Consider the following 23,840-nt stretch of genomic DNA (forward strand, 5'->3'; position numbering starts at 1 on the left):
CAGCTTGAGCGGTCTGAGTAGATACTAATTATCAGGATATAAGAGAACATTATGAAAAAGTTAATATTAGCCGGTGCAATGCTAGGCACCAGTTTAAGTGCGTTTGCTAATGGCGTTTTAGCCGTTCCTGATGCTAATGACCCTATAGTAACTAAATTTGCTGCATTGGGTGTTACTGTTAAACACATTAACCCAAGCCCTGTTGCGGGTTTAAAAGAGCTAATTACCGATAAAGGCGTGTTATATGCAAGCCCAGACGGCCAATTTTTAATGCAAGGCACGCTGATTGATTTGAACAATCGTAATAACTTAACTGAGCAAGCACTTAACGGCGTTCGTAAAGGTGGGTTAGTTGAATATGAAGATTCAATGATTGTATATAAAGCTAAAAATGAAAAACACAGCATTACTGTATTCACAGATATTAGCTGTGGTTATTGCCGTAAATTACATCGTGAGCTTGATGATTTACTCGAAGCAGGTATTACTGTTAAGTATTTAGCCTTCCCTCGAGGTGGCTTACAAGGGTCAGGTTACGCAGATTTAATGAATGTATGGTGCTCTAAAGATCAGCAAGAAGCCATGACAGAAGCTAAAGCAGGCGCAGACACTAAGGTAACTAAAAACTGTGCAGCACCTGTTGCTGAACATTATCAACTTGGTCAAAGCTTTGGTATCAGTGGTACGCCAGCTATTATTTTAGAAGATGGTACATTAATACCAGGTTATCAGCCAGCAGCAGCATTAGCAGCGGCACTAGAAGCAAATAAATCTTCTTAAGTGTTAACTCATAGAAAGAAGGCCTAAAGGGCCTTTTTTTGTCAGAAATTTTTAGCCAAAAAAGTTAAATATCCTGCATGAAAAAATTGATACAAGCACGCGAATACGTTGATGATGCTCATTTACCGAGCCATATACATCCGGTTATTAAGCAAATTTATGCCACTCGCCAAGTCGTTCATGCAGATGAGCTTAATAACAGTGCCGCTACCTTACACGACTTCAAGTTATTTAAAGACATAGATAAAGCGACCGATTTGCTACAAAGAGCCCTACAAGCACAAAGTAAAGTGCTTATTGTGGGGGATTTTGATGCCGATGGTGCGACCAGTACAGCCACATTAATGCAAGGGCTGGCAATGTTTGGTTTTGCTCACTTAGATTATTTAATACCAGATAGGTTTAGCCTAGGATATGGATTAAGTCCTGCATTAGCAGAGCAAATAGTCACAATGGCCCCTGATTTAGTGATCACCGTTGATAATGGCATATCCTGTATTGCGGGTATTGATATTGTTAAAGGTGCGGGTATTAAGGTACTGGTTACAGATCATCACTTGCAAGGCGAGCAACTGCCAAATGCTGACGCAATCGTAAATCCAAACCGCCATGACTGTGATTTCCCATCAAAATCAATTGCAGGCGTTGGGGTCGCATTTTACTTATTAATAGCACTAAGAAGCGCATTGCGTGACGCTGGTTACTTTGAGCAGCAATCACCGCCTAATTTAGCTGACTTACTAGATATAGTTGCATTGGGCACTGTAGCAGATGTAGTGGCACTGGATGCTAATAACCGCACCTTGGTGCACCAGGGATTAGCACGGATCCGCAGTGGTAAAACACGCCCTGGCATTAGCGCGCTGATTGAAGTGGCAAACCGAAATGCAGCGCGCTTGAGTGCCAGTGATTTTGGCTTTTCACTTGCGCCACGGTTAAATGCGGCTGGGCGTTTAGATGATATGAGTTTAGGTATAGCGTGTTTACTTGCTACAGATATTAATCAAGCGCGTCAGATTGCAGGTGAACTTGATAGCTTAAATCACGAGCGCCGAGAGATAGAGCAGGGCATGCAAGTTGAGGCGCAGGCCGTGTTAGATAGGTTCGCCTTTAGCGATGAGCAAACACCTGATGCCATTTGTTTATACCAAGAGGACTGGCACCAAGGAGTTATAGGTATACTAGCAGGGCGCTTAAAAGAAAAATACCACCGCCCAACAGTTATTTTTGCTGGTGGCGATAACGGTGAAATCAAGGGATCATGCCGTTCGATAGAAGGGCTGCATATGCGTGATTTACTCGAGCGCTTGAATACCTTGCACCCGCATTTAATTAGCAAGTTTGGTGGCCATGCGATGGCTGCAGGATTAAGTATCAACGAACAGCATTTTAGCGAATTTAAACACGCTTTTGAGCAGGCGGTGAGTGCTAAATTAAGCGATGAGCATAAAAAATGTATTATTTTAACGGATGGTGAGTTACCCAGCGATTGTTTTAATATGGAATTCGCCCAGCAAATTAAACAAGCGGGGCCGTGGGGGCAGCAATTTCCAGAGCCGGTGTTTGAGCATACATTTGAACTTGTACAACAGCGTATTGTGGGTGAAAAGCATTTAAAATTGGTTTTAAAGCATCACTCAGGGCGCTTAGTTGATGCGATAGCCTTTGGTGTTGATGTAAAAGCATGGCCAGATACCGAAGCACGTTTTGTAAAACTTGCCTATCAGCTCGATATCAACGAGTTTAGAGGCAAATTTTCATTGCAGTTAATCGTACGAGAGCTACAAAAAGTATCATAAAAAATATCTATTTTCGATGCATAAAATACTAATAAAGCGTACGATTTTTTGTTAAAATCGGGCGCTTTATTATTTAAAGCGTCATTTAAATAATAATTTGCCTAATATTACGTGGTGATTTGCCGTGTAAACCAGCTATTTTGGAGTAACGTACATGTTTGAAGTGAATCCTGTGATTAATCAAATCAAGGAAATTCGCGAACGTACTGAACTGCTTCGGGGGTACCTTTGACTACGCTCTTAAACAAGAACGTTTAGAAGAAGTTAACGCCGAACTTGAAGATTCAGCCGTATGGAATGAACCAGAGCGCGCGCAAGCGCTTGGTCGTGAAAAGTCTGCACTTGAAGCCGTTGTTGAAACAATCGACAACTTAGTGGCTGGTGCTGATGATGTTGAAGGTCTCTTAGAGCTTGCAATAGAAGCCGAAGACGAAGAAACATTCGCTGAAGCGCAAAGTGAGTTAGCGGATCTAAACGAGCAGCTTGAAGGCTTAGAGTTCCGTCGCATGTTCTCAGGGCCGCATGATGCGAATGATGCATACCTCGATTTACAGTCAGGTTCTGGCGGTACTGAAGCGCAAGATTGGTGTAATATGCTGCTGCGTATGTACTTGCGTTGGGGTGAAGCTAAAGGCTTTAAGGTTGAACTTGTAGAAGCAACCGGTGGTGATGTTGCTGGTATTAAAGGTGCAACCGTACGCTTTGTAGGCGAATATGCTTATGGCTGGTTACGCACAGAGACGGGCGTACATCGCTTAGTTCGTAAAAGTCCATTTGATTCAAGTGGTCGTCGTCACACGTCATTTGCTTCTGCGTTTGTTTACCCTGAAATTGACGATAATATTGAAATTGATATTAACCCGTCTGATTTACGTATCGACGTATACCGTGCATCAGGCGCGGGTGGTCAGCACGTAAATACCACGGAGTCAGCAGTACGTATCACGCATGTACCGACTAATACCGTCGTGCAATGTCAGAACGAGCGTTCGCAACATAAAAATAAAGCGCAAGCGATGAAGCAGTTAAAAGCAAAATTATTTGAGCTTGAACTGCAACAGCAAAATGCTGAAAAGCAAACCCAAGAAGATGCAAAATCTGACATCGGCTGGGGAAGCCAAATTCGTTCATATGTACTTGATGATGCCCGTATTAAAGATTTACGAACCGGTGTTGAAAACCGTAATACCCAATCGGTACTTGACGGTAACTTAGATAAATTTATTGAAGCCAGCTTAAAATCTGGCCTATAACCACCAAGCTAAAAAAGAGCTAAAAAATGACTGATCAAATCCAAGACGAAAATAAGTTAATCGCTGAGCGTCGTGGCAAATTAGACGCTATTCGCGCAAATTGCCCAGCCAATGGTCATCCAAACCAATTCCGTCGTGAGCATTACACGGCAGATTTGCAAGCCCAGTTTGGTGATAAGAGTAAAGAAGAATTAGTTGAATCGCAGCATGTTGTGTCTATCGCAGGGCGTATTTTAGCCAAACGCGGACCATTCTTCGTGATTCAAGACATGAAAGGCCGTGTACAGGCGTATGCGTCAAAAGACGTGCAAAAAGATCTTAAAGAAAAATATGGCCAACTAGACACGGGCGATATTATTGGTGTTAAAGGTGCGCTTAATAAATCAGGTAAAGGCGATTTATATGTAGAAATGACAGAGTATCAACTACTTACTAAGTCACTTCGTCCATTACCTGAAAAGTTCCATGGTTTATCTGACCAAGAAACTAAATATCGTCAACGCTATGTCGATTTGATCACTAATGAAGCAACGCGTGAAACATTCCGTATTCGTTCACAAGTCGTTGAAGGTATTCGTCGTTTCTTAGCCGATCGTGACTTCATGGAAGTGGAAACACCAATGCTACAGGTTATTCCTGGTGGCGCATCGGCACGCCCATTTGTAACGCACCACAACGCGCTTGATATCGACATGTACTTACGTATTGCGCCAGAGCTTTACTTAAAGCGTTTAGTGGTTGGCGGTTTTGATCGCGTATTTGAAATTAACCGTAACTTCCGTAATGAAGGGTTATCAACGCGCCATAACCCAGAATTCACGATGATTGAATTCTACCAAGCTTACGCCGATTACATCGACCTGATGAACATCACCGAAGACATGTTACGCACGGTTGCTGAAAATGTACTGGGTAGCGCAATTGTTATTAATACAACCAAAGACGAAAACGGCGACGTTATTGATTCAGTTGAATATGACTTTGGCCAACCGTTTACACGTTTAAGCATGAGTGATGCAATTCTTAAGTACAACCCTGAGTTTGATGCGGCCGTATTTAATGACCCAGAAAATCATTTTGACGAATTAAAAGCATACGCTAAACAAGTACACGTTAAGATCCCTGAAAACTGCGTATGGGGTCCAGGTAAGTTCTTATGTGAGATATTTGAAGAAACAGCTGAGCACATGCTTATTCAGCCTACTTTTATCACAGGTTACCCTTGGGAAGTATCACCACTTGCACGTCGTAATGATGAGAACGCATTTGTTACTGATCGCTTTGAGTTTTTTGTTGGTGGTCGTGAGCTTGCTAATGGCTTCTCTGAGCTTAACGATGCACAAGACCAAGCTGAGCGTTTTACTCGCCAAGTTGAAGAAAAAGACGCGGGTGATGATGAAGCAATGCATTACGATGAAGATTACATCCGTGCGCTTGAATACGGTTTACCACCAACAGCAGGTGAGGGTATTGGTATTGATCGCTTAGTGATGTTGTTTACTGACTCATCAACAATCAAAGATGTGATCTTGTTCCCGCATATGCGTCCACAAGCTGACTAATTCTATTTTTTAGTAAATAGTATTTAAAACGCCGCTTTAAAGCGGCGTTTTTGTGTGCGATATATTTGATCCATTAAATAAGCTATAACGTATTTTTAGCGTCAGTGCTTAATAGGTGTTTAAGTTTAATTACTTGATTTTTAATGATTAAAAATATTCTTAAAAACACCTAAAATAGAGCAGGCAATGTTTTAAAGTTTAACTAAACTAAATACAGTAAATAAGGCGGAAAGTGTGTGTTTTAATATTATTAACACTAAAATACCGCATAGGTAAATGGACTTACTATAATGAAAGATAAAAAATCAGTAGATGCACAGGAACAATTTAGTACTGAAGAGCAAAGGCAGATTTATTATCGTGCCTGTATTGCTGAATTTCAGCAGCTAGGTTATCAAGATCAATATCTCGAACAATTAAATGATGAATTAGTGCATTTATTAGGGGTTTCAAAAGACCCAAATAAACTATAGATTGCTCAATCTTCAAACACAAATGATGGTTTTTTAGCTGTTATGGGTATTCTCTAACCATACAGTCACTTTAAACAAGAAAAGTGTTTGACATATTTTCTGAAATCTTTATTATACGCCCCACAAGACGGAGAGGTGGCCGAGTGGCCGAAGGCGCTCCCCTGCTAAGGGAGTATAGGGTTTGTAGCTCTATCGAGGGTTCGAATCCCTCCTTCTCCGCCATTTATTTTATAAATAGTTTCTTGTACAGTAAAGATTGGGTGCATAGCTCAGCTGGATAGAGTACTCGGCTACGAACCGAGCGGTCGGAGGTTCGAATCCTCCTGCGCCCACCACTCTTTACAAACTCTTCTTAGAGTATAAATAGGAAATATCAAAAGTGGGTGCATAGCTCAGCTGGATAGAGTACTCGGCTACGAACCGAGCGGTCGGAGGTTCGAATCCTCCTGCGCCCACCACTTTTGATACTTAGTTATTGCAAGCTAATTAATATGTCAGATAAGACATTAAAATCGAAATAGAATGTGGGTGCATAGCTCAGCTGGATAGAGTACTCGGCTACGAACCGAGCGGTCGGAGGTTCGAATCCTCCTGCGCCCACCACTTTCTATTTAAAGAATAACAACTTTTGAAATTCATTAGTTGCTGGGACAGTCAAATCAGACTATAAAATTACAATAGAATGTGGGTGCATAGCTCAGCTGGATAGAGTACTCGGCTACGAACCGAGCGGTCGGAGGTTCGAATCCTCCTGCGCCCACCACTTTCTATTACTACTTAAGCTAATAGAAATAAGCCGACGAAAGTCGGTTTTTTTATGCCTGAAATTCACGTTCTTGTAGGAACAGGCTTTAGCCGTGAAATGTATTTGCAGTAGTTGTAGTGATACAGAAATTTAGAGCGCTCAGAGGTTCACTCTTGCAAGTTACGTCCTGCGCCCACCACTTTCTATTACTACTTAAGCTAATAGAAATAAGCCGACGAAAGTCGGTTTTTTTATGCCTGAAATTCACGTTATTGTAGGAACAGGCTTTAGCCGTGAAATGTATTTGCAGTAGTTGTAGTGATTCAGAAATTTAGAGCGCTCAGAGGTTCACTCTTGCAAGATACGTCCTGTGCCCACCACTTTCTATTACTACTTAAGCTAATAGAAATAAGCCGACGAAAGTCGGCTAAATTTAAATAGATTGCTCAAAGCGCTCTTTTGGATGAACGAAAGAAAGAAAAAAGAGCTAGCAATGCGGCAGATAACTTCGTCCTTGAGCAGATAAAAAACCAAAGTAATGAGTTTTATCAGCAATATTTAAGCGATTTACAAGAGTTCGCTAAAGGCTATTTTTAGTTACCAGCAGGGTTTGTTCAATTATCAAGTGCTGAGAATGCTTAAACTTAAACCATAAAATTAACCCATAGATTAAGCTGTGAAATGATTACAAATATTTGCTTGCGCTGTGAAGTGTGTTATTTTTAATAAAATATTCCAAAATGCTTTTAAGGTAGGAATTTTAATTGTGGGTGAAGGTGAGAGCTAATTTCAACTACATCAGATATGTTCTTTGGTAAGTAGTTAAAACCGTGTGGTTAATATAATAATAGAGGATCATAAAATGCGACAATCACTAATAGCTCTGAGTATTACATTGGCTAGTATTGCTTCGATAACGCCCATCGCTGTCGCTAATACCTGGCAAACGGACGTTATAGGAGTTAGTCAGCCCCAATTAACTCCACAGCATTGGTTAGCTAATACTAAAGTTAAAGTAACGGCTCAGCCATTAATGAGTGCATCACAAATTATGACGTTCAATAAACAACTGGTCGCTGAAAATGAGCATATTGTCGATCCTCTCGATTTTGCTACACAGCTTACAAAGCAGCAATTAACTAACCACATCTATAGCATTAGCGCGGTACCAAAAAGTCCTCGTTTTTATTCCAATGGCGTCGCATTAACAGACAAAGATTTTGCTGATTATCATGCCAATATGAATTTAGAAGCGATTGAAAATAACAACCAAGTTGGTTTTGGTGTTGTAGTAAAGCGCTCTGTACTACGTACTTTTCCAACATGGGATAGGGTATTAAATAGCGGCTTAGATAATGATCTTGATCGTTTTCAAGAAAGTGGGTTATTTCCAGGTGATACGGTGGCTATTTTACATCAAAGTGCTGATAAGCAATGGCTACTGGTGCGCGCTTATAATTATTTGGCTTGGGTGCCTACGGCTGATATTGCCACTGCAAGTAAAGCGACCTTACATAGATTTAAAAATCAGGATGATTTTTTACTTATTACGGGGGCAAAAGTTAATACTGCCTACGTACCAGATAATGCTGATATCTCTGAGCTGCAACTCGATATGGGTGTACGCCTGCCATTAGTTGAGGCAAAGCAAGTACCAAATTTATTGCATGGGCAAAATACTTACGCCAATTATGTAGTACAACTGCCAACAAGAGGCGCGCAAGGTGAGTTAGTTATACAACCTGCACTAATTAGCCGCAGTAGTGACGTTAATATAGGTTACTTACCCTACACCCAGCAGAACTTGATAAAACAAGGGTTTAAATTCTTAGGCGAGCGTTATGGGTGGGGGCATGATTATAATGGCCGAGATTGTACGGGATTTGTAGGTGAGATTTATAAAAGTTTTGGTTTATTAATGCCACGCAATTCAGGGCAGCAAGGGCGAGGCGAGTATGGTATTAATCAGCGTTTTGATGGCGCTGATGCAGAGCAAGTAAAGTTAGATGCGGTTAAAAAGATGCAAGTGGGGGATCTTATTTATATACCAGGCCATGTAATGATGTATCTCGGTGAGCAAGATGGTCAACCTTATGTGATCCATGATGTAAAAGGGCTAGGCTATAACAAAGCTGATGGTCGCTTTTATTCTAGCGCATTAAATGGTGTATCGGTCACGCCATTATTGCCACTGCGTTTATCTCCGCAAAAAAGTTATTTAGATCGCACCTATAATATTAAGCGAATTCGCTAGGAGCCACTATGAAAATTACCGCTATACGGTTTGCTAAATTAACAGTGCCATTAGTAACTCCGTTCAAAACAGCGCTACGGGAAGTTAGTTTTATAGAAGACTTAGTGGTGTTAATTGACACAGATAAAGGCCAAGTAGGTTACGGCGCAGCAGCATCAACCCCTATTATTACTGGTGATACCCATCAGGGAATGATCAGTATTATTAAGTATTTTTTAGCCCCCAAATTAATCGGTTTAGAAATTGAAAACCTTAATCATATTTGCCATGTTATTCAATCTACTGTGGTGGCTAATCGCAGCGCAAAAGCGGCGCTAGAGTTAGCTGTGTATGATTTATGGGGCAAACTTTACCAAGCGCCTCTTTATAAGTTACTCGGTGGTGGTAGTAGCACACTGCGTACAGATATAACAATTAGTGTTGATGGTATTGATAAAATGTTGGCCGATTGCGATACCGCTGTTAAACAAGGTTTCGATGTTTTAAAAGTAAAGATAGGAAACGATCTACAGCAAGATATTGAACGAGTGAAGGCAATTTATAGTGGCTTTTCTAAACACGCGAAAATTCGCCTTGATGTCAATCAAGGCTGGAATGCTAAACAAACGGTGTTCGCGTTACAAAAATTAGAGAGCGAGAATATTGAATTAGAGCTCGTTGAACAGCCTGTGAAAAGTGATGACTTTAAAGGGTTGAAGTATATCACTGAGCGAGTTAATACACCGATCATGGCGGATGAGAGTGCATTTTCGCCTAAACAGGTTATTCAATTATTGGAACAAAATGCCGTTGATATCATTAATATTAAAGTAATGAAAACCGGTGGTCTGAGCCGCGCTATAGCGATTGCAGATATCACCGCACAATATCAAGCACAGTGCATGATAGGGTGTATGCTTGAAGGCAGTATCGCGGTTGCGGGAGCTGCTCATTTAGCTTCTGCAAAGGCGCAACAAATAACAAAAATAGATTTAGATGGCCCAGCGCTAGGTCAATTTGATCCTGTTCAAGGCGGCGTTGAGTTTAAGGGGCCGTCAATAACTCTAAGTTCTGCGCCAGGGCTTGGGATAACGCAGATAGATGGTTTGCAACATATAGATAACGGAGTTTGGCCAGCATGAAAAATATAATAAAAATGACAAGTGCAGGGGTGGTTTTAACAAGTTTATTGGGATGTGCTCAGCAACAAGTAACGAACAGTAATACGGTTATTTCATTGCAGACAAAACAGCTGGTTGTGGTAATTGCCGGTGATTGGCAAGCACCCCAAGCACAATTGTATCGGTTTGAACGAAAAGGCAATAATTGGCAACAAATAGATGACGACTATTCGGTGGTGCTAGGGCGTACAGGCCTTGCATGGGGGGTTGGTTTACATCCTGAACAAGCCGGTATACAAAAGCAAGAGGGGGATGGTAAAGCGCCTGCCGGAATTTTTGAGCTGGGCACTGCATTTGGCTATTTAGATTCACTGCAAACTAATATGGCTTATCAAGGTATGACAGCGAATGATTACTGTATTGATGTGAAAGGATCGCCATTTTATAACCAGCTAGTTAATAAGTCAGTTGTTGGAGAGGCCGCTGTTAAAGATTCATCGGAGTGGATGCGCCGTGATATTTATAGTCAAGATGACCTGTATAAAAAAGGTATCGTGGTTAAGCACAACAGTAATAACATTGATGGTGCGGGCAGCTGTATTTTTATGCACTTATGGCGAGCACAAGATAAGCCCACAGCAGGGTGCACCGCAATGACAGAGCAGAATATGGATGCACTTTTAGCGTGGTTAGACAGTAAATCTGCCCCACTATTAATTAGTTTACCCAAAGCGCAGTATCAACAAAAACAGGCGCTTTGGCAGCTACCATTAATAAAAACATTAAAATAAAGTTGTTTTCTTTTTGCTAAATCAATGGAATAATATATTCCATTGATTGGTTTTTAATTGGGATAATAAATGAGTGCACAATACACCTTGCTAGATTGGCTCGTGTTTGCAAGCTACGGAGCCATTTTATTACTCAGTGGTTGGTGGTTTAACCGTAAGCGGGCTAATTCTAGTCAAGACTTCTTTTTAGGTGGCAATAGCATGCCAACGTGGATGGTGGCAATTTCGGTATTAGCTACATCGCAATCCGCAGCCACGTTTATTGGCGGGCCAGATCAAGGTTATCAAGGGGATTTATCTTATTTAGCCACAAACATCGGCGCATTTATTGCTGCGTTTATTGTGTGCATTTTTCTTATCCCTAAATTTTATCAGCAGCAAGTTTATACCGTATACGAGCTATTAGAAAAGCGCATAGGCCCCAAAGCCAAGCGTCGTAGCGGCTTAATGTATTTATTTGGTCGTGTGTTTGCCAGTGGGGCGCGTTTATATATGGCTGCGATTGCTGTAGCTATGATTTTATATGGCAATATTGAAGCGCAAAGCGTGATTGTTGCCACACTATTACTCGCACTTGTTGGCTTGCTCTACACCGTATTTGGTGGTATTCGCAGTGTTATTTATTCTGATGTATTACAAACCGTGGTGTATGTGAGTGCAGCCATCGCGGTTATTTGGTGCTTATTGGCTATCATTCCTGCCGATTTTTCTACTATTGTAGCAACGCTAAATGAACCCTCTGCAGGCGCTGATTCTAAACTGGCATTGTTTAAGTTTGACTTAGATTTTGGCCCCAGTGGCGTTTTTAATATGGCATCGGTATTAACAGGTTTTGTATTATTAAACATTGCAGCATTTGGCCTTGATCAAGACATGACCCAGCGCCTACTCACGTGTAAAAATGCCAAAGAGGGCAGTAAAGCCTTGGTGTTATCTATCGTGATGGTGATCCCCGTCATGTTAGTGTTTATCTCTATCGGTTTATTACTTTATATCGTTTATCAACAACCAGCACTAATGAACAGCGCAGGCGAGCAAGTCGTACAAGAGTTTAATGGTGAAAAAATTACCATCTTTATGTATTACGTATTAAACGAAGCTCCTGCAGGCGTTAAGGGGCTTGTCAGTGTCGGTATTATTGCCGCGGCAATATCAACGCTAAACTCAGGTTTGAGCTCAATGTCGTCAGTAATAGTACAAGATTTATATCGTCCTTATTTAGCTGCTAAAAATAAACAAGTCGCTGACGGCCACTTTGTTAAAGCGGGCCGTGTAGGGATGACTGTAGTCAGTGGAGCACTCGCTGCTATGGCGATTGCTTGTTATTTTTGGCAACAATACAGTGATATGCCACTTTTGAAGTTTGCATTAAGCGTAATGGTGTTCTCATACAGTGGTTTATTGGGCGTATATTTTACAACCTTATTTACTAAGCGAGGCAGTGAGGGCTCTGTGCTGGCTGCTTTATTAGTTGGTTTTGTTATTACCTTGCTAATGCAGCCTTACATGATTGATTGGCTGTTACCGCAAACAGAGCGCTTTTATCTCGGTTTTACATGGCAATTATGTATAGGTACAGCACTTTCAACCTTAGTGTGTTGTTTAGGCAAGCCTACTGAGAATAGTGTCGCGCAATGAATAAAATAAAATATCTATTAGCAGTTGATGGTGGTGGAACTAAAATAACGGCGCAGATAATTGAGCTTGCCAGCGGCATAAAATATAGCGCCGCAGGAGGGCAGGCTTCATTGCATAATGATTTTCAAACTGCATTGTCGAATATTGAACAGGTGATCAACGATCTCTATTTGCAAAGTAAGGCTAAAAGCGGTGAAGTACTCGCCGTAATGGGGCTTGCTGGCGGTGGGTCTTCAGTACTATCAAAAAGGCTATTAACAGCGCTAGAACTTGGCTGTGGTATTAAATTTGCCAAGCTGCATGTATACAGCGATGCTATTACTTCATTATATGGGGCTAATAATGGGCAGCCTGTTGCTATTGTAGCACTTGGAACTGGGGCTGTAGGTGCACGACTTAATAATCACGGCGATACACAGTTAGTAGGAGGCTGGGGGTTTTTAGTTGATGATTTTGGCTCTGGTGCACGTTTAGGGCTAAGTGCTGTGCAGTGTTTACTTGATGAAATTGATCAATTTAGCCAGCCACAAAGCCTACTTACACGTAAACTAAGTGAACAAATAGGCGCAACCAGAGAGCAATTAAATGCTTGGTTGTACGAAGCGAGAGCGGTTGATTATGCGCGTTTTACTTATTTAGTATTTGAATTACAAAACGACTGTAAAATTGCTGAACTACTATTACAAAAGCACGCAAAGCAGGTGGAGCGTTTAATTAATAAAACGCGAGCTCAAAGCCAGCTACCTGTAATGCTGACCGGCGGATTAGCGGCCATAACATTACCCTTGTTAAGTGCAGCCATACAGCAATTAATAATACCTAAACAGGGCGATTCATTAAGCGGTGCCCTTATTTTAGCGCAACAAAATTTGCATATATTTTTAGATAGGACAAACCAATGAGTTCTGAACACGCATTTGAACAACAACGTACTCTTCTTGAAGAACTAAATGGTATTGTTTCTGAAGGGCAAAACCCTGCCACACTCGATATTGATTTACTGGATAGCATACAGATCTTGACCAAAATAAACACCGAAGATCAAAAAGTCGCTGATGCAGTAAAGTGCGTAATTCCTGAAATTGCAAAAGCGGTTGATCATATTGTCACAGCGTTTAAGCAAGGTGGGCGTTTAATTTATATTGGTGCAGGTACAAGTGGACGATTAGGTATTTTAGATGCAGTTGAATGCGCGCCCACTTATAGCGTAAGCGATCAGCAAGTGATAGGTATTATTGCGGGTGGGGAAACTGCATTTAAAAAAGCGGTAGAAGGCGCAGAAGACAGTTTAACGCTCAGTGTTGATGATTTAAAAGCGATTAATTTACAAGCCAAAGATGTCGTTGTCGGTATTGCCGCCAGTGGTCGTACACCTTATGTACGTGCCGCGATTGAATATGCAAAATCAGTAGGGTGCAAAACAATAGGTGTAACCTGCAACCCTAACTCGTTAGTTATGCAATTACCAGATATTGGTATTTGCCCAGTAGTAGGCGCTGAGGCAGTCACCGGTTCTACACGAATGAAGTCGGGCACAGCGCAAAAGCTAGTGCTCAATATGTTAAGTACCGCCAGTATGATCCGTACCGGTAAAGTGTATAAAAACTTAATGGTTGATGTGAATGCCAGTAATGAAAAACTACATGCACGCGCTATTCGTATCGTGATGCAGGCAACTGATTGCACGCATCAACAAGCGGTTGATGCGCTTAAGCAGGCAAAGCAAAGTGCTAAATTAGCTATTTTAATTTTACTAACAGGCAAAGACGCCGCCCAAGCGCAACACATGCTCATGCAAGCTGATGGTTTTTTACGTAAAGCGGTGGAACTTTAAATGTTGCTAAGGGTAATTATTTTACTACAGTGCTTATTATTAATTGCGTGCACGGATAGTAACCAAGCTCAAAGTAATGCAAAAGCAACGGCTATGGCTATTAAAAGTCAGCCTATCTTGGTTGGTGCTGCACAATATGAGGCCTATCTCGGGGCTTTAAAAGACAAGAGAGTTGGGCTGGTTGTTAATCAAACCTCGCAGGTTGACGGAACTCACTTAGTTGATTTGCTCAGAGATAAAGGCGTGGATGTAGTTAAAATATTCGCCCCTGAGCATGGTTTTCGGGGGGATTATGATGCTGGCGCACATGTTAAAAATACCACAGATACTAAAACGGGTATTGATGTAGTATCAATTTATGGCAGTAATAAAAAACCGGATCCAGCGGTATTGAGCGAGTTAGACGTCATAATTTTTGATATTCAAGATGTAGGTGTGCGCTTTTATACGTATATCAGTTCAATGCATTACATGATGGAAGCAGCGGCATTACATAATCTTGAATTTATAGTGTTAGATCGGCCAAACCCGAATATCGCTTACGTAGATGGGCCAATTTTAGAGCCTCAGTTTCGTTCCTTTGTAGGCATGCACCCGATCCCTGTTTTACACGGTATGACTGTGGGGGAATTAGCTAAAATGATCAAAGGCGAGCGCTGGATTGATAAGGCAGAGCAGCTTAAGCTGCGTATTATTCCTGTTGCTAATTATACCCGCAACACAGAATATAAAGTGCCAATAAAACCGAGTCCTAACTTACCTAATGCGCAAGCTATTAACTTGTATCCATCATTGTGCTTTTTTGAAGCAACCCCGATAACAATTGGTCGTGGCACTGACTTTGCCTTTCAGGTTATTGGTTATTCGCCAGTGGGGCTAGGGGAATTTAGTTTTACCCCGCGGGCAATTAAAGGCGCGTCTATGAACCCAAAATTTAAAGATGTTACCGTATTAGGGCAAGACTTACGTGCAAGTGCCATAACAGGTTTGGATTTAAATATATTTATTAATGCGTATACACAATTAACTCAAGCGAATCAGGTGTTTTTTGAACGACCAGATTTTATGGATAAACTCGCTGGCACAGATAAGCTGCGTTTAGCTATAAAAGCAGGTAAATCAGAGCAGCAAATAAAGCAAAGCTGGCAGGCAGGGCTTACTACTTTTATGCAAAAACGTGAACCGTATTTACTATATAAATACAACTCGCTTTATTAGCGATGAGAACGGTTAGATTAGTAAACAGTTAAGCACTAAAAAGGCCACTTGTGTGGCCTTTTTAGTGCTTAACTTGAATGTAGGTTAATTTAGTTATTTATTTCTAAATTCACCCACTACATCATTAGAGTGTTCAAGTAACTTTCTACCTTGACGGCTTGATTGAGTCAAAGCAATAAAGAGAATATCGATAACAAAATCTTGTGCTGTACGTGCAAGAATCGACGACAACCGTACTGACTCTTCTTCAGCAACAGAGTACAACCTCACATTCGCTTGATCGGCAACCGGGTTACTACCAAACTTAGTAACCGAGATCACATAACTGTCGTTTTTCTTAGCTTGCTTTACTACTTCGGCAATCTCTCTGGTTACGCCAGATTCACTTATCGCGATGACTAAATCACCTTTACCAAATGTAGATACGTAGGCTAGCTGTGCGTGGCCATCTGGTTCAGCTATTGCAGGCATACCTAGCTTTTGCAGTTTATAAGAGAAATCTTTAGCAACAAGTGCTGAACCACCTAAACCACATATAAGAATACGCTTAGCTGATTTTAATAAGCTAACAGCTTGTTCAATAGGCTGTGCTTCGTTTAGGTTTTTAGTTTCCGTTAAAACCGCTAATTTACTACTGAGTAGTTTTTCAGCTATTTGTTCTAACGAATCACTTAACGTAATTTTGCCGTGTAGTTTTGGCTCTGTTACTTCGTCATTGAGTGCATCGATTACAGCAAGTTTAAATGCAGGAAACCCTTTGTAACCGAGCTTTTGTGAAAACTTCACTACACTTGACTGACTTACTCCGACTACCTTTGCAAGTTCTACCGAAGATAGATTTCTAATGGCGTTAGCAGAGTTTAATGTGAAGTCTGCTAGTTTGGCTTCGCTGCTCGATAGAGACTGACGTAAGGCTTTAATTTTAACAAATGTAGACATGTTACTCGCTTATTTATGTATTTGGCGTATTTATAGCATTAATCGAAATAACTTTGTACTTATTTTGGGTTCAAATGTAACTATTTAAATTTTATTATTGCTCTATTTGGTATTGTTTAAATTATTTATTTTGCACTTGATTGTTATATCGTTGGAATATTCTAGTTCACGCTGGGTTGTTTGCAATAATAAAACAGTATTGTCGCTGGCATTCACGAWTACAACTACTTTCAGATATTTAATAACAGCACATATTTATGTAATAAAAATTATTGGTAATTTTGGTTTGGTGCCTAATGCGAATAAAAAACTCTTGCTGCAACGTACCCGACTAGTAACCCCAAGACCCAGATTAAATAGTTGATCAGCGACTCATTTCAAGCTTGTATATTAGCAAATAACTCAACCAAAATTAAGGTTAAGTTATTTGCCTTAATGACATTCATTTAGACCCATTTCTATTTAAGCATCAGGTTAATAAATTAGTAGTTAGTAGCCAGTCAAAAAAGCGACTTTTAAAAGCACTTTGGGGAGGCGTTTTGTTACATATTTTTCTAGCAGCATGTACCTAATACCAATCTTCATAAATATTTGAACAATTTAATGAATTAAATCACTCTATAACGTCGTTAAAATTTTTTCATTTAGAACAACTAGATATAAAAATTATTGCCTAGGGCTCGCTGCCCAAAGGGTTCTTCCTAGGGGCGATTGACTCTTTGTTGCTCGGTTTTTACTTAGCCCACTAGGCTACAAATCTCGCGCCGCGATTAAATCGCCCCTAGATTGAACAAATTTCAATCCACAAAGGTCAACACGCCCTAGTTTATAGCGCAATTTTCTGTCATTAAATAAACCTCATATCTAAGCGGATTGGTATAAGTCGCATCAGGTATGCATTTCAGTTGGAGTTAACAGCGATTTAGGTAGGTATTAATTGTAAAGTAACGCCTTAAAATTGCTCTCCAATAAGGTGTTGAGTTAAATGCTTTAGGTTGTTTGGTTATAAATATCTTTAAGTATAGGTGTGGGTTTTGCTGACGCGTTCGTTTTTATCAGTAGGATGGATCAATTAGAATTTAATTATGTCGAGTATTACTCAAGTAAACTACCCACGTATGTCTGAGCTTAAACGTACCACAGCAGAGGTACACGATAATTTAGATAATAAAATTATGGCTCAATCACCTTTTGCGTCAAAAGAAAATTATGGCGATTTTTTACGCTTTCAATATTTGTTGTTAAAACATGTAGAGCCAATTTATCAAAGTGAACAGTTAATTGTATTTTTTAGTGATTTAGCACAGCGAAATCGCTGTACTGATATTGTACTTGATTTACATGATATAGGTATGAAAACACACAATTTAGAACAGCAAATAGATATTAATAGTTTGACGATAGCGCAGGCTGTCGGTTGGCTCTATGTGATTGAAGGCTCAAAGCTCGGAGCCGCAATGTTAGCTAAAGAGGTAACACAGTTAGATCTAAATGCTGAATTTGGTGCGCGTTTCTTAGCAGGTCCTGGGAATGGGCGTGGAAGCCAGTGGCGAGGGTTTATGCAAGCTGTAGAAGCTCTTAATTTAACAAATGATGAAGAGCAGCAGCTTTATCAAGGTGCAAAGCAAGCTTTTGCTACCGCACATCAGTTACTTGATGTTGTTTATCAGTAACGTATATAAGTGTTAAACTCAGTGTTAAGGCAAGCGTTGCCAATTAAAAAAATTATATATTTTATAGCTGGCTGCATTAGTGTCGCCTTGGCTGTAATTGGTATGTTGTTGCCAGTAATGCCTACGACAGTTTTTTTAATTATTGCGCTTGCTTGCTTTACTCGCTCAAATAAAAAATTAGCCAATTGGTTGCTTACACATCCGAAATTTGGAAACGTTTTAAGTAATTGGCAGGTGAGCCGAGTTGTACCTAAAAAAGCCAAGTACTTTGCGCTTATTAGCATACTAATTAGTTTTTTTATTATTACACTCACAAGTCAGTCTGTTTGGCTTCCTGTATTTTGCTTTTTGATTTTTGCACTTGTTATTAATTACCTTTTCTCTAAACCGAGCGAGCTCTATGAGTTACGTCAAAATAAAAAATATAAAATACTTCAAGGAGTGTTATTAGCCGTATTATTTCACTTTATATTTGCTTGGATTATATTTTTTAACACAAGTACAAATATTGAGCCAGTGCAACATAAGCAAACCCCTAAAGTGATAGATATTACATTTGTAGAAGCGGCAGCACCAAAGCCTGAATTAGTTGAAAGTAAAAAGGTTGCTAAACAGGCTACTCAAGCGCAAGAGGCTGTTAAGAAAAAGTTGCCTCCCCCAAAGGCGAAAGAGCAACTACAAGTTCTAGCAAAAAAACAACCTGATAAACAAGATGTTATTATAGAGCCTGTGGTGAAGCCTCCTACAAAAGAACACGTTACTAAAACTAAACTAGACTCAGATCCAAAAAATACAAAATTTGAAGAAATATCACAAGATTCAGCAGTTGCCGCGATGGTTGAGCAGCAATACAGCTTATCTCAGCAACAGGTTGCAACAGGAAAGAAAAGCTGGAGAGCTAGTTTACTTGGCCATTTAATGGCTTATAGGAAGTACCCAACGTCAGCTATTATGAAAAAACAAGAAGGGGTCGTGTATTTAAAGGTGTTATTAGCGCGAGATGGGGGATTAATGCAGCTAGACATAGTAAAGGGATCGGGGATTAATCGGCTCGATATTGCAGCAATTGAAACAATCCGTGGCGCAGAGCCATTTCCAAAAGTGCCTGACGAATTAGAAGCACCTCATGAATTATTATTGCCTGTTGAGTTTTATTTACGCAATAAATGATAATAATTACTGTTTGTATTCGATTTTTATTTAGGTACAATATCAGTCACTTTACAATGTAGTAGATACCATGCCTTTTACAGATTATAGCCAAGTCGTGAAGATAATGTCACGGCGTACCGGTTGTCGAGATAAAGCTCAAAGCTTGATCCAAGAAGCGATCGCTCGTTTACTGAAACAAGGAAAAAGGCAATCTAGTAATCCCGAAAAACAGGTTAATAGAGCGCTGATATTGAAAACAGCTAATAATTTATTTGTTGATTTATATCGTCGTGAAAAGATCTGCCAATTCACGCCTTTGCCGGACGAAGAAAGCTCTATCTATGAGTTACCTCATTTAGATCCTGAAACGACTTTAATTGCTCAGCAAGAACTTGCACAATTAGAAAAGTGTATAGCCAGCTTACCTGAAAAGTGCCGTGAAGCATTTATCTTGTATAAGTTTAAGTGCTTGAGTCAAACACAAATCGCTGAACATATGCAGATATCGCAAAGTATGGTCGAAAAGCATTTACTTAAAGCCATGAGCCGTTGTAGAGAGATATTATTAAAAGAATGATGAATAATTCTAATAAAAATCAGCAAGTATTTGAGCAAGCAACGTTGTGGTTGTTAAGGCTTAAAGACGAACCAAGTGAACAGCAAATACATAATTGGCAAAAGTGGCTGAAAATTTGCCCACAAAACGCAGAGGCATTTGAAGAAAGTGTATTGTTGGACGCAAAGTTGGGGAATTTATCGCAGCAAAGTATGGAGCGATTACTTGCATTATTACCAAAAAGTAATATCAAAAAAGTTAGCTTTATTAGACCTTTAGTCGCATTGGCTGCTTCACTTGCAGTTATTGCAGTTAGCTTTTTCCAGTTTAACGCGAGTAGACCGACGATATATTTAACACAAATAGGCGAAACAGCTTCTTTTATTTTAAGTGATGGTAGCCAGATTCTGTTAGATAGTGATACCGAATTAAATGTAGAATATAGCGATAATACTCGCCGTATAGAGTTACTTAAAGGGCAGGTAATCTTTGATGTTACTCCTGAAAAACAGCGTCCTTTTATTGTTGTTGTCGAAGAAATTGATATCAAAGTACTTGGTACACAATTTAATGTTAATCGCCTTAAAGATCAAGTCGTTGTTGCTGTAAAAAAAGGTAAAGTAAAAGTAACAGATCCAACTGTTGGTGATGTGTTTTTGACAGCTAATCAAGGGTATAACAGCATCAATGATAGGCAGTTTAACCTCACTGAAACTCAGTTTGCTATATGGCAACAGGGGCGCATTCAATTTTCGAATACCCCTTTGAACTTTGCTGTTGAGCAGCTTAATCGTTATCAAGATAAGCCATTTAAACTCAAACAAACAAGTCTAAATCAGCTCTCTCTTAGTGGGACATACCAATTAAATGATATAGACAATACCGCGAAGCTACTCCCTAAAGTGCTTCCTGTAGATGTTATTGATAATGGTTATTTTTGGCTGATTCAGCAAAGGTGAAAAATGAATACTTAGGGATATTTTATACATTTTTTGATAGCGAAGGCCTCAGTTTGTTTTTAAAGGTAAAAAAATAAGAGTTTAGAGGTGAGAGATAATTATTCTCATTCGTTTTATAAAGTAGTAGTCATTAACATGAGTTTATAAAATGAAAAAAATGCAGTTATCTTCTCTCGCGCTCGCAATAGGCTTAAGCACCGTTGGTGTTGAAGCTTATGCCAGTAGTGACATATTAATGCTTGATATTAAACCTCAGCCACTAGAAACCACTTTGAATCTGATTGCCACACAGGCAAATATGACCTTAGTATTTGATCCTAAATTAGTTGACTCATTGACAGCCCCTCAGTTGCAAGGTCCTGCCACGGTTCGTGATGTTTTAATGCAAGTTTTAAATAATACAGGTATTGAAGCGACAATTGACGGTAATACAATCATTTTAAAAAAGCTAAGTAACTCGCAATCAGCGACAGAGTTATCAGCTTTATCTGTTGTGGGTAGTTATATCGCACCAGGCATGTTTGATGAAGCAAGTGTGGAATCGCAGGATTTACCTTACTTGAAAACAAGTTCAAATGTGCAGCTCAATAGTGGCTATATAGAGCAGTTTCGCGGTACATCCGCAGGAGATATGCTTAAAGGTATTCCCGGTGTCGAAGTTGGTGAAGCACGCAATGGAGGAGCGATAGATGTCAATATACGTGGTGTGCAAGGTCAAAATCGTGTGCCCGTGGTTGTTGATGGCAGTATTCAAAGTACCACAGTTTATCGTGGTTATGCTGGGATAGCTGATCGTTCATATATAGATCCAGATCTAATTAGTACTGTTTCGATAGATAAAGGCCCAACAAATAGTGCTCAAGGTATGGGGGCAGTGGGTGGTGTTGTCGTGATGGAGACATTGAAGAGCGATGATATATTACGAAATGGACAGCAGCATGGCGTTCGTATCAAAGGAGGTATGCAAAGTAATAGCATTGATGCACAAAGCGACTTTGATGCGACCCCCCGTAATGATGCTCCTGATTTGGTAACTAGTGATGGTGAGTTCATTAATATTGCTTATGCTACTGCACAAGAGGGATTTGATTTAGTTGTCGCAGCCTCACACCGTGATATTGGTAATTATTTTGCAGGTAATGACGGCCGGGAACGATACTTCTACGATGAAGAGGTGAGTGATTGGAAGCAAATCGATGGTGAATGGGTTGAAAAAAAGCGCATTGTTATAAATGAGGGGATCGCTCGCTTTTATAAATCAGGGGAAGAGGTTCTCAATACTTCGAATAAGAACACCTCAGTTTTAGTTAAACCAACTTTTCATATTAATGACGACTCATCACTGGAGCTCAGTTACCGAAAATACAAAGCTGTTTATGGTGAAATTATGGCCTCACAAATTTTTCGTAATACAGGTGACACGTTAAAACAGTGGAAATCTTCTGAGCAAGATATAGATACATATAGCGCTCGTTATAAATATACTTCTCCAGATAATCCATTGCTTAAAAATTTAAAAGTGAATCTTTGGCATACAAGTACTGATTCTAAAGCGTATAACGGATCAGTCTTTAGCAACCCAAGAGAGGGAAATGAAAGGCCACCAACACATGATTGTGAATCATGTGTAGATGTATTGTATTTAGCAAAAACGGAATCGCTCAGAACAGGGTTTGATATTAGTAATCAAAGCATACTTCAAGGTACAGATTATGGCGTAATTAGTTTTGACTACGGCTATAGCTTTCAAAAAGAATCAATAGGACCAGGATCTGATGTTCAATACTCTCAAGAAGATATCGATACAAATCGCTTTCATCGTGATGGTGATAGATATGAGAGCAGCGTGTTTTTGCAAACTAAATGGTCGCCTGTTGATTGGTTAAGTTTTGAAGCTGGTGGTCGCTATAGCTGGTTTAGAGTACAAGAAAATAATGATTATAGAGAAGAAGATGTACGCAGATTTAAAGAAATATTTCTACTGAAACAATCGGATGAGACCCTTGAACGAATTGGACATGTTCGTTGGCTTCCTGATGAAAATGGTGATTATACTGATGCCAATGATCCGCGTGTAACTGGAGTAGGCACTGTTAATCTAGGTGAGCTAGGCAGTGTTGATATCTCTGAAGTTGATTACAATCTTGCTTTTCTTGGTTTTGAGACGCAAGAAAGCTTAGGCACGTACACTGTATACCCTGGAGCATCACGAAAGCAGAATGGCTTTGCGCCAAATTTCGCGGTAAATATGCAACTAAGTGAAAGTTGGTTGGCGTACGCACGTTATAGCGAAGCGTTAAGAATGCCAAGTATAATGGAATCAACGAGAGGCTGGTCAGTATCAAGGAATATTCTTGACATAAGACCTGAACATGCAAAAAATAAAGAGATCGGTTTTTCTTTCATTAGCGATGATTTATTCACAGGCTTAACAATGCGAGCCAAGGTGGCTTATTTTGATAATAAAATTGAAGACTACATCACTCGCCACACAATTTCAGATGATAACCTAAGCGCAACTGATATTGGTTTAGCAATGGGAAACACTGATAGCTTTAATACAAAAGGGTTTGAGTTCCAAAGCCGTTTTGAAGTGGGTGGATTTTATGCTGATCTAAGCGCTACATATTATACTGAGGCGGAATTATGTGACGCGGAAGTCGCACAAACATTTCGTGATAATCCATATGCGAATAGACAAGGAGACATCCCGGATTGTTCAAAAACGGGTTTTTCAGGCATGTATGTTGCCAACCATATACCACCACAAAAATCAGTTGCAGCAATTTTGGGCGTAAAGTTTCTTGATGATAGCTTAGATATAGGTACGCGTATTACTTATACGGGTAAGCCTGATACTGATTATGACAGTAAGTTAAGTTGGCAAAATTATCATGGTTCAGCGCCGCATGTACCAACCGTGGCTTACACTTTAATTGATGCTTATATCAATTATAAAATCACAGATAATATGGACGTTAACTTTAATATTGCTAACTTAACAAATGAGTTTTACCTCGATGCTTTAGCATTAAGCTTAATAGCTGGGCCAGGGCGAACATCACAATTAACCTTTACGGCACGTTTTTAAATCAAAGTAATCAATAAAATCAC

General features: G+C 39.9%; 19 protein-coding genes and 5 tRNA genes. 23 read left to right on the forward strand and 1 reads right to left on the reverse strand.

Annotation, left to right across the window (positions count from 1 at the left end):
• Positions 1-51: 51 nt before the first annotated feature.
• The 18 genes from dsbC (at position 52) to ADS77_RS04515 (ending at position 15,447) form a co-directional block, all read left to right on the forward strand.
• Positions 52-780, forward strand: coding sequence for a bifunctional protein-disulfide isomerase/oxidoreductase DsbC (gene dsbC / locus ADS77_RS04435; protein WP_054453131.1), 729 nt, complete (start codon positions 52-54; stop codon positions 778-780).
• A gap of 77 nt (positions 781-857) precedes the next feature.
• The gene (recJ, locus tag ADS77_RS04440; RefSeq protein WP_054453134.1) at positions 858-2,579 is read left to right on the forward strand and encodes a single-stranded-DNA-specific exonuclease RecJ; all 1,722 of its coding nucleotides are present in this window, start codon (positions 858-860) and stop codon (positions 2,577-2,579) included.
• Between the two features lie 154 nt (positions 2,580-2,733).
• A protein-coding gene (prfB, locus tag ADS77_RS04445) for a peptide chain release factor 2 (RefSeq protein ID WP_099459009.1) occupies positions 2,734-3,832 on the forward strand; the annotation gives its coding sequence in 2 pieces (ribosomal slippage) (positions 2,734-2,808 and positions 2,810-3,832; 1,098 coding nt in all).
• A gap of 26 nt (positions 3,833-3,858) precedes the next feature.
• Entirely contained in the window at positions 3,859-5,394 is a 1,536-nt protein-coding gene (gene lysS / locus ADS77_RS04450) for a lysine--tRNA ligase (RefSeq protein WP_054205345.1), read from the forward strand.
• A 290-nt stretch (positions 5,395-5,684) separates the two neighbouring features.
• Positions 5,685-5,867 (forward strand): hypothetical protein, encoded by a 183-nt coding sequence (locus ADS77_RS04455; protein WP_054205346.1) that lies wholly within the window; start codon positions 5,685-5,687, stop codon positions 5,865-5,867.
• A gap of 129 nt (positions 5,868-5,996) precedes the next feature.
• Positions 5,997-6,089: transfer RNA gene (locus ADS77_RS04460), tRNA-Ser, on the forward strand.
• A gap of 36 nt (positions 6,090-6,125) precedes the next feature.
• A tRNA-Arg gene (locus ADS77_RS04465) sits at positions 6,126-6,202 on the forward strand.
• Between the two features lie 46 nt (positions 6,203-6,248).
• Positions 6,249-6,325, forward strand: a tRNA-Arg gene (locus ADS77_RS04470).
• Positions 6,326-6,393: 68 nt separating this feature from the next.
• A tRNA-Arg gene (locus tag ADS77_RS04475) sits at positions 6,394-6,470 on the forward strand.
• An 83-nt stretch (positions 6,471-6,553) separates the two neighbouring features.
• Positions 6,554-6,630, forward strand: a tRNA-Arg gene (locus tag ADS77_RS04480).
• Between the two features lie 441 nt (positions 6,631-7,071).
• Complete coding sequence (locus ADS77_RS22330; RefSeq protein WP_161803872.1) at positions 7,072-7,209, forward strand: hypothetical protein; 138 nt, start codon at positions 7,072-7,074, stop codon at positions 7,207-7,209.
• A 265-nt stretch (positions 7,210-7,474) separates the two neighbouring features.
• Positions 7,475-8,866, forward strand: a complete 1,392-nt coding sequence (locus tag ADS77_RS04485; RefSeq protein ID WP_054453136.1) for an SH3 domain-containing protein — start codon at positions 7,475-7,477, stop codon at positions 8,864-8,866.
• An 8-nt stretch (positions 8,867-8,874) separates the two neighbouring features.
• Positions 8,875-9,987: a dipeptide epimerase gene (locus ADS77_RS04490; RefSeq protein ID WP_054453139.1), complete on the forward strand. Its 1,113-nt coding sequence runs from the start codon at positions 8,875-8,877 to the stop codon at positions 9,985-9,987.
• Positions 9,984-10,757, forward strand: a complete 774-nt coding sequence (locus tag ADS77_RS04495) for a L,D-transpeptidase (protein WP_054453141.1) — start codon at positions 9,984-9,986, stop codon at positions 10,755-10,757. The genes ADS77_RS04490 and ADS77_RS04495 overlap by 4 nt, the downstream gene beginning before the upstream one ends.
• Positions 10,758-10,826: 69 nt before the next feature.
• The gene (locus ADS77_RS04500) at positions 10,827-12,395 is read left to right on the forward strand and encodes a sodium:solute symporter (RefSeq protein ID WP_054453142.1); all 1,569 of its coding nucleotides are present in this window, start codon (positions 10,827-10,829) and stop codon (positions 12,393-12,395) included.
• Entirely contained in the window at positions 12,392-13,297 is a 906-nt protein-coding gene (locus ADS77_RS04505; protein WP_054205351.1) for a BadF/BadG/BcrA/BcrD ATPase family protein, read from the forward strand. Before ADS77_RS04500 ends, ADS77_RS04505 begins: the two co-directional genes overlap by 4 nt.
• Positions 13,294-14,229 (forward strand): N-acetylmuramic acid 6-phosphate etherase, encoded by a 936-nt coding sequence (murQ, locus tag ADS77_RS04510; RefSeq protein ID WP_054453145.1) that lies wholly within the window; start codon positions 13,294-13,296, stop codon positions 14,227-14,229. The genes ADS77_RS04505 and murQ overlap by 4 nt, the downstream gene beginning before the upstream one ends.
• A gap of 93 nt (positions 14,230-14,322) precedes the next feature.
• Complete coding sequence (locus ADS77_RS04515) at positions 14,323-15,447, forward strand: exo-beta-N-acetylmuramidase NamZ domain-containing protein (RefSeq protein ID WP_235575715.1); 1,125 nt, start codon at positions 14,323-14,325, stop codon at positions 15,445-15,447.
• Positions 15,448-15,540: 93 nt separating this feature from the next.
• On the opposite strand, the gene ADS77_RS04520 is transcribed toward ADS77_RS04515, so the two are convergent.
• The gene (locus tag ADS77_RS04520) at positions 15,541-16,386 is read right to left on the reverse strand and encodes a MurR/RpiR family transcriptional regulator (protein WP_054205354.1); all 846 of its coding nucleotides are present in this window, start codon (positions 16,384-16,386) and stop codon (positions 15,541-15,543) included.
• 1,085 nt (positions 16,387-17,471) lie between these two features.
• On the opposite strand from ADS77_RS04520, the gene ADS77_RS04525 reads away from it, so the two are divergent.
• From ADS77_RS04525 to ADS77_RS04545, 5 genes are all read left to right on the forward strand, one after another.
• Complete coding sequence (locus ADS77_RS04525) at positions 17,472-18,059, forward strand: biliverdin-producing heme oxygenase (protein WP_054205355.1); 588 nt, start codon at positions 17,472-17,474, stop codon at positions 18,057-18,059.
• A gap of 102 nt (positions 18,060-18,161) precedes the next feature.
• Positions 18,162-19,229, forward strand: a complete 1,068-nt coding sequence (locus ADS77_RS21510) for a TonB family protein (RefSeq protein ID WP_231659047.1) — start codon at positions 18,162-18,164, stop codon at positions 19,227-19,229.
• A 70-nt stretch (positions 19,230-19,299) separates the two neighbouring features.
• Positions 19,300-19,788 (forward strand): sigma-70 family RNA polymerase sigma factor, encoded by a 489-nt coding sequence (locus ADS77_RS04535; protein WP_054205356.1) that lies wholly within the window; start codon positions 19,300-19,302, stop codon positions 19,786-19,788.
• Positions 19,785-20,726: a FecR family protein gene (locus ADS77_RS04540; protein ID WP_082355602.1), complete on the forward strand. Its 942-nt coding sequence runs from the start codon at positions 19,785-19,787 to the stop codon at positions 20,724-20,726. Before ADS77_RS04535 ends, ADS77_RS04540 begins: the two co-directional genes overlap by 4 nt.
• A gap of 157 nt (positions 20,727-20,883) precedes the next feature.
• On the forward strand, positions 20,884-23,817 hold the full coding sequence (locus ADS77_RS04545) for a TonB-dependent receptor (RefSeq protein WP_161803873.1): 2,934 nt from the start codon (positions 20,884-20,886) through the stop codon (positions 23,815-23,817).
• Positions 23,818-23,840: the final 23 nt, after the last annotated feature.

This window comes from Pseudoalteromonas porphyrae (assembly GCF_001298125.1).
In the GTDB taxonomy this organism is placed as follows: Bacteria; Pseudomonadota; Gammaproteobacteria; order Enterobacterales; family Alteromonadaceae; genus Pseudoalteromonas; species Pseudoalteromonas neustonica.

Excerpts from the sequence above, each read along its gene's own strand:
- dsbC (WP_054453131.1), top strand. The coding sequence starts at position 52 with ATGAAAAAGTTAATATTAGCCGGTGCAATGCTAGGCACCAGTTTAAGT.
- recJ (WP_054453134.1), top strand. The coding sequence starts at position 858 with ATGAAAAAATTGATACAAGCACGCGAATACGTTGATGATGCTCATTTA.
- lysS (WP_054205345.1), top strand. The coding sequence starts at position 3,859 with ATGACTGATCAAATCCAAGACGAAAATAAGTTAATCGCTGAGCGTCGT.
- ADS77_RS04455 (WP_054205346.1), top strand. The coding sequence starts at position 5,685 with ATGAAAGATAAAAAATCAGTAGATGCACAGGAACAATTTAGTACTGAA.
- ADS77_RS04485 (WP_054453136.1), top strand. The coding sequence starts at position 7,475 with ATGCGACAATCACTAATAGCTCTGAGTATTACATTGGCTAGTATTGCT.
- ADS77_RS04490 (WP_054453139.1), top strand. The coding sequence starts at position 8,875 with ATGAAAATTACCGCTATACGGTTTGCTAAATTAACAGTGCCATTAGTA.
- ADS77_RS04495 (WP_054453141.1), top strand. The coding sequence starts at position 9,984 with ATGAAAAATATAATAAAAATGACAAGTGCAGGGGTGGTTTTAACAAGT.
- ADS77_RS04500 (WP_054453142.1), top strand. The coding sequence starts at position 10,827 with ATGAGTGCACAATACACCTTGCTAGATTGGCTCGTGTTTGCAAGCTAC.
- ADS77_RS04505 (WP_054205351.1), top strand. The coding sequence starts at position 12,392 with ATGAATAAAATAAAATATCTATTAGCAGTTGATGGTGGTGGAACTAAA.
- murQ (WP_054453145.1), top strand. The coding sequence starts at position 13,294 with ATGAGTTCTGAACACGCATTTGAACAACAACGTACTCTTCTTGAAGAA.
- ADS77_RS04515 (WP_235575715.1), top strand. The coding sequence starts at position 14,323 with ATGGCTATTAAAAGTCAGCCTATCTTGGTTGGTGCTGCACAATATGAG.
- ADS77_RS04520 (WP_054205354.1), bottom strand. The coding sequence starts at position 16,386 with ATGTCTACATTTGTTAAAATTAAAGCCTTACGTCAGTCTCTATCGAGC.
- ADS77_RS04525 (WP_054205355.1), top strand. The coding sequence starts at position 17,472 with ATGTCGAGTATTACTCAAGTAAACTACCCACGTATGTCTGAGCTTAAA.
- ADS77_RS21510 (WP_231659047.1), top strand. The coding sequence starts at position 18,162 with ATGTTGTTGCCAGTAATGCCTACGACAGTTTTTTTAATTATTGCGCTT.
- ADS77_RS04535 (WP_054205356.1), top strand. The coding sequence starts at position 19,300 with ATGCCTTTTACAGATTATAGCCAAGTCGTGAAGATAATGTCACGGCGT.
- ADS77_RS04540 (WP_082355602.1), top strand. The coding sequence starts at position 19,785 with ATGATGAATAATTCTAATAAAAATCAGCAAGTATTTGAGCAAGCAACG.
- ADS77_RS04545 (WP_161803873.1), top strand. The coding sequence starts at position 20,884 with ATGCAGTTATCTTCTCTCGCGCTCGCAATAGGCTTAAGCACCGTTGGT.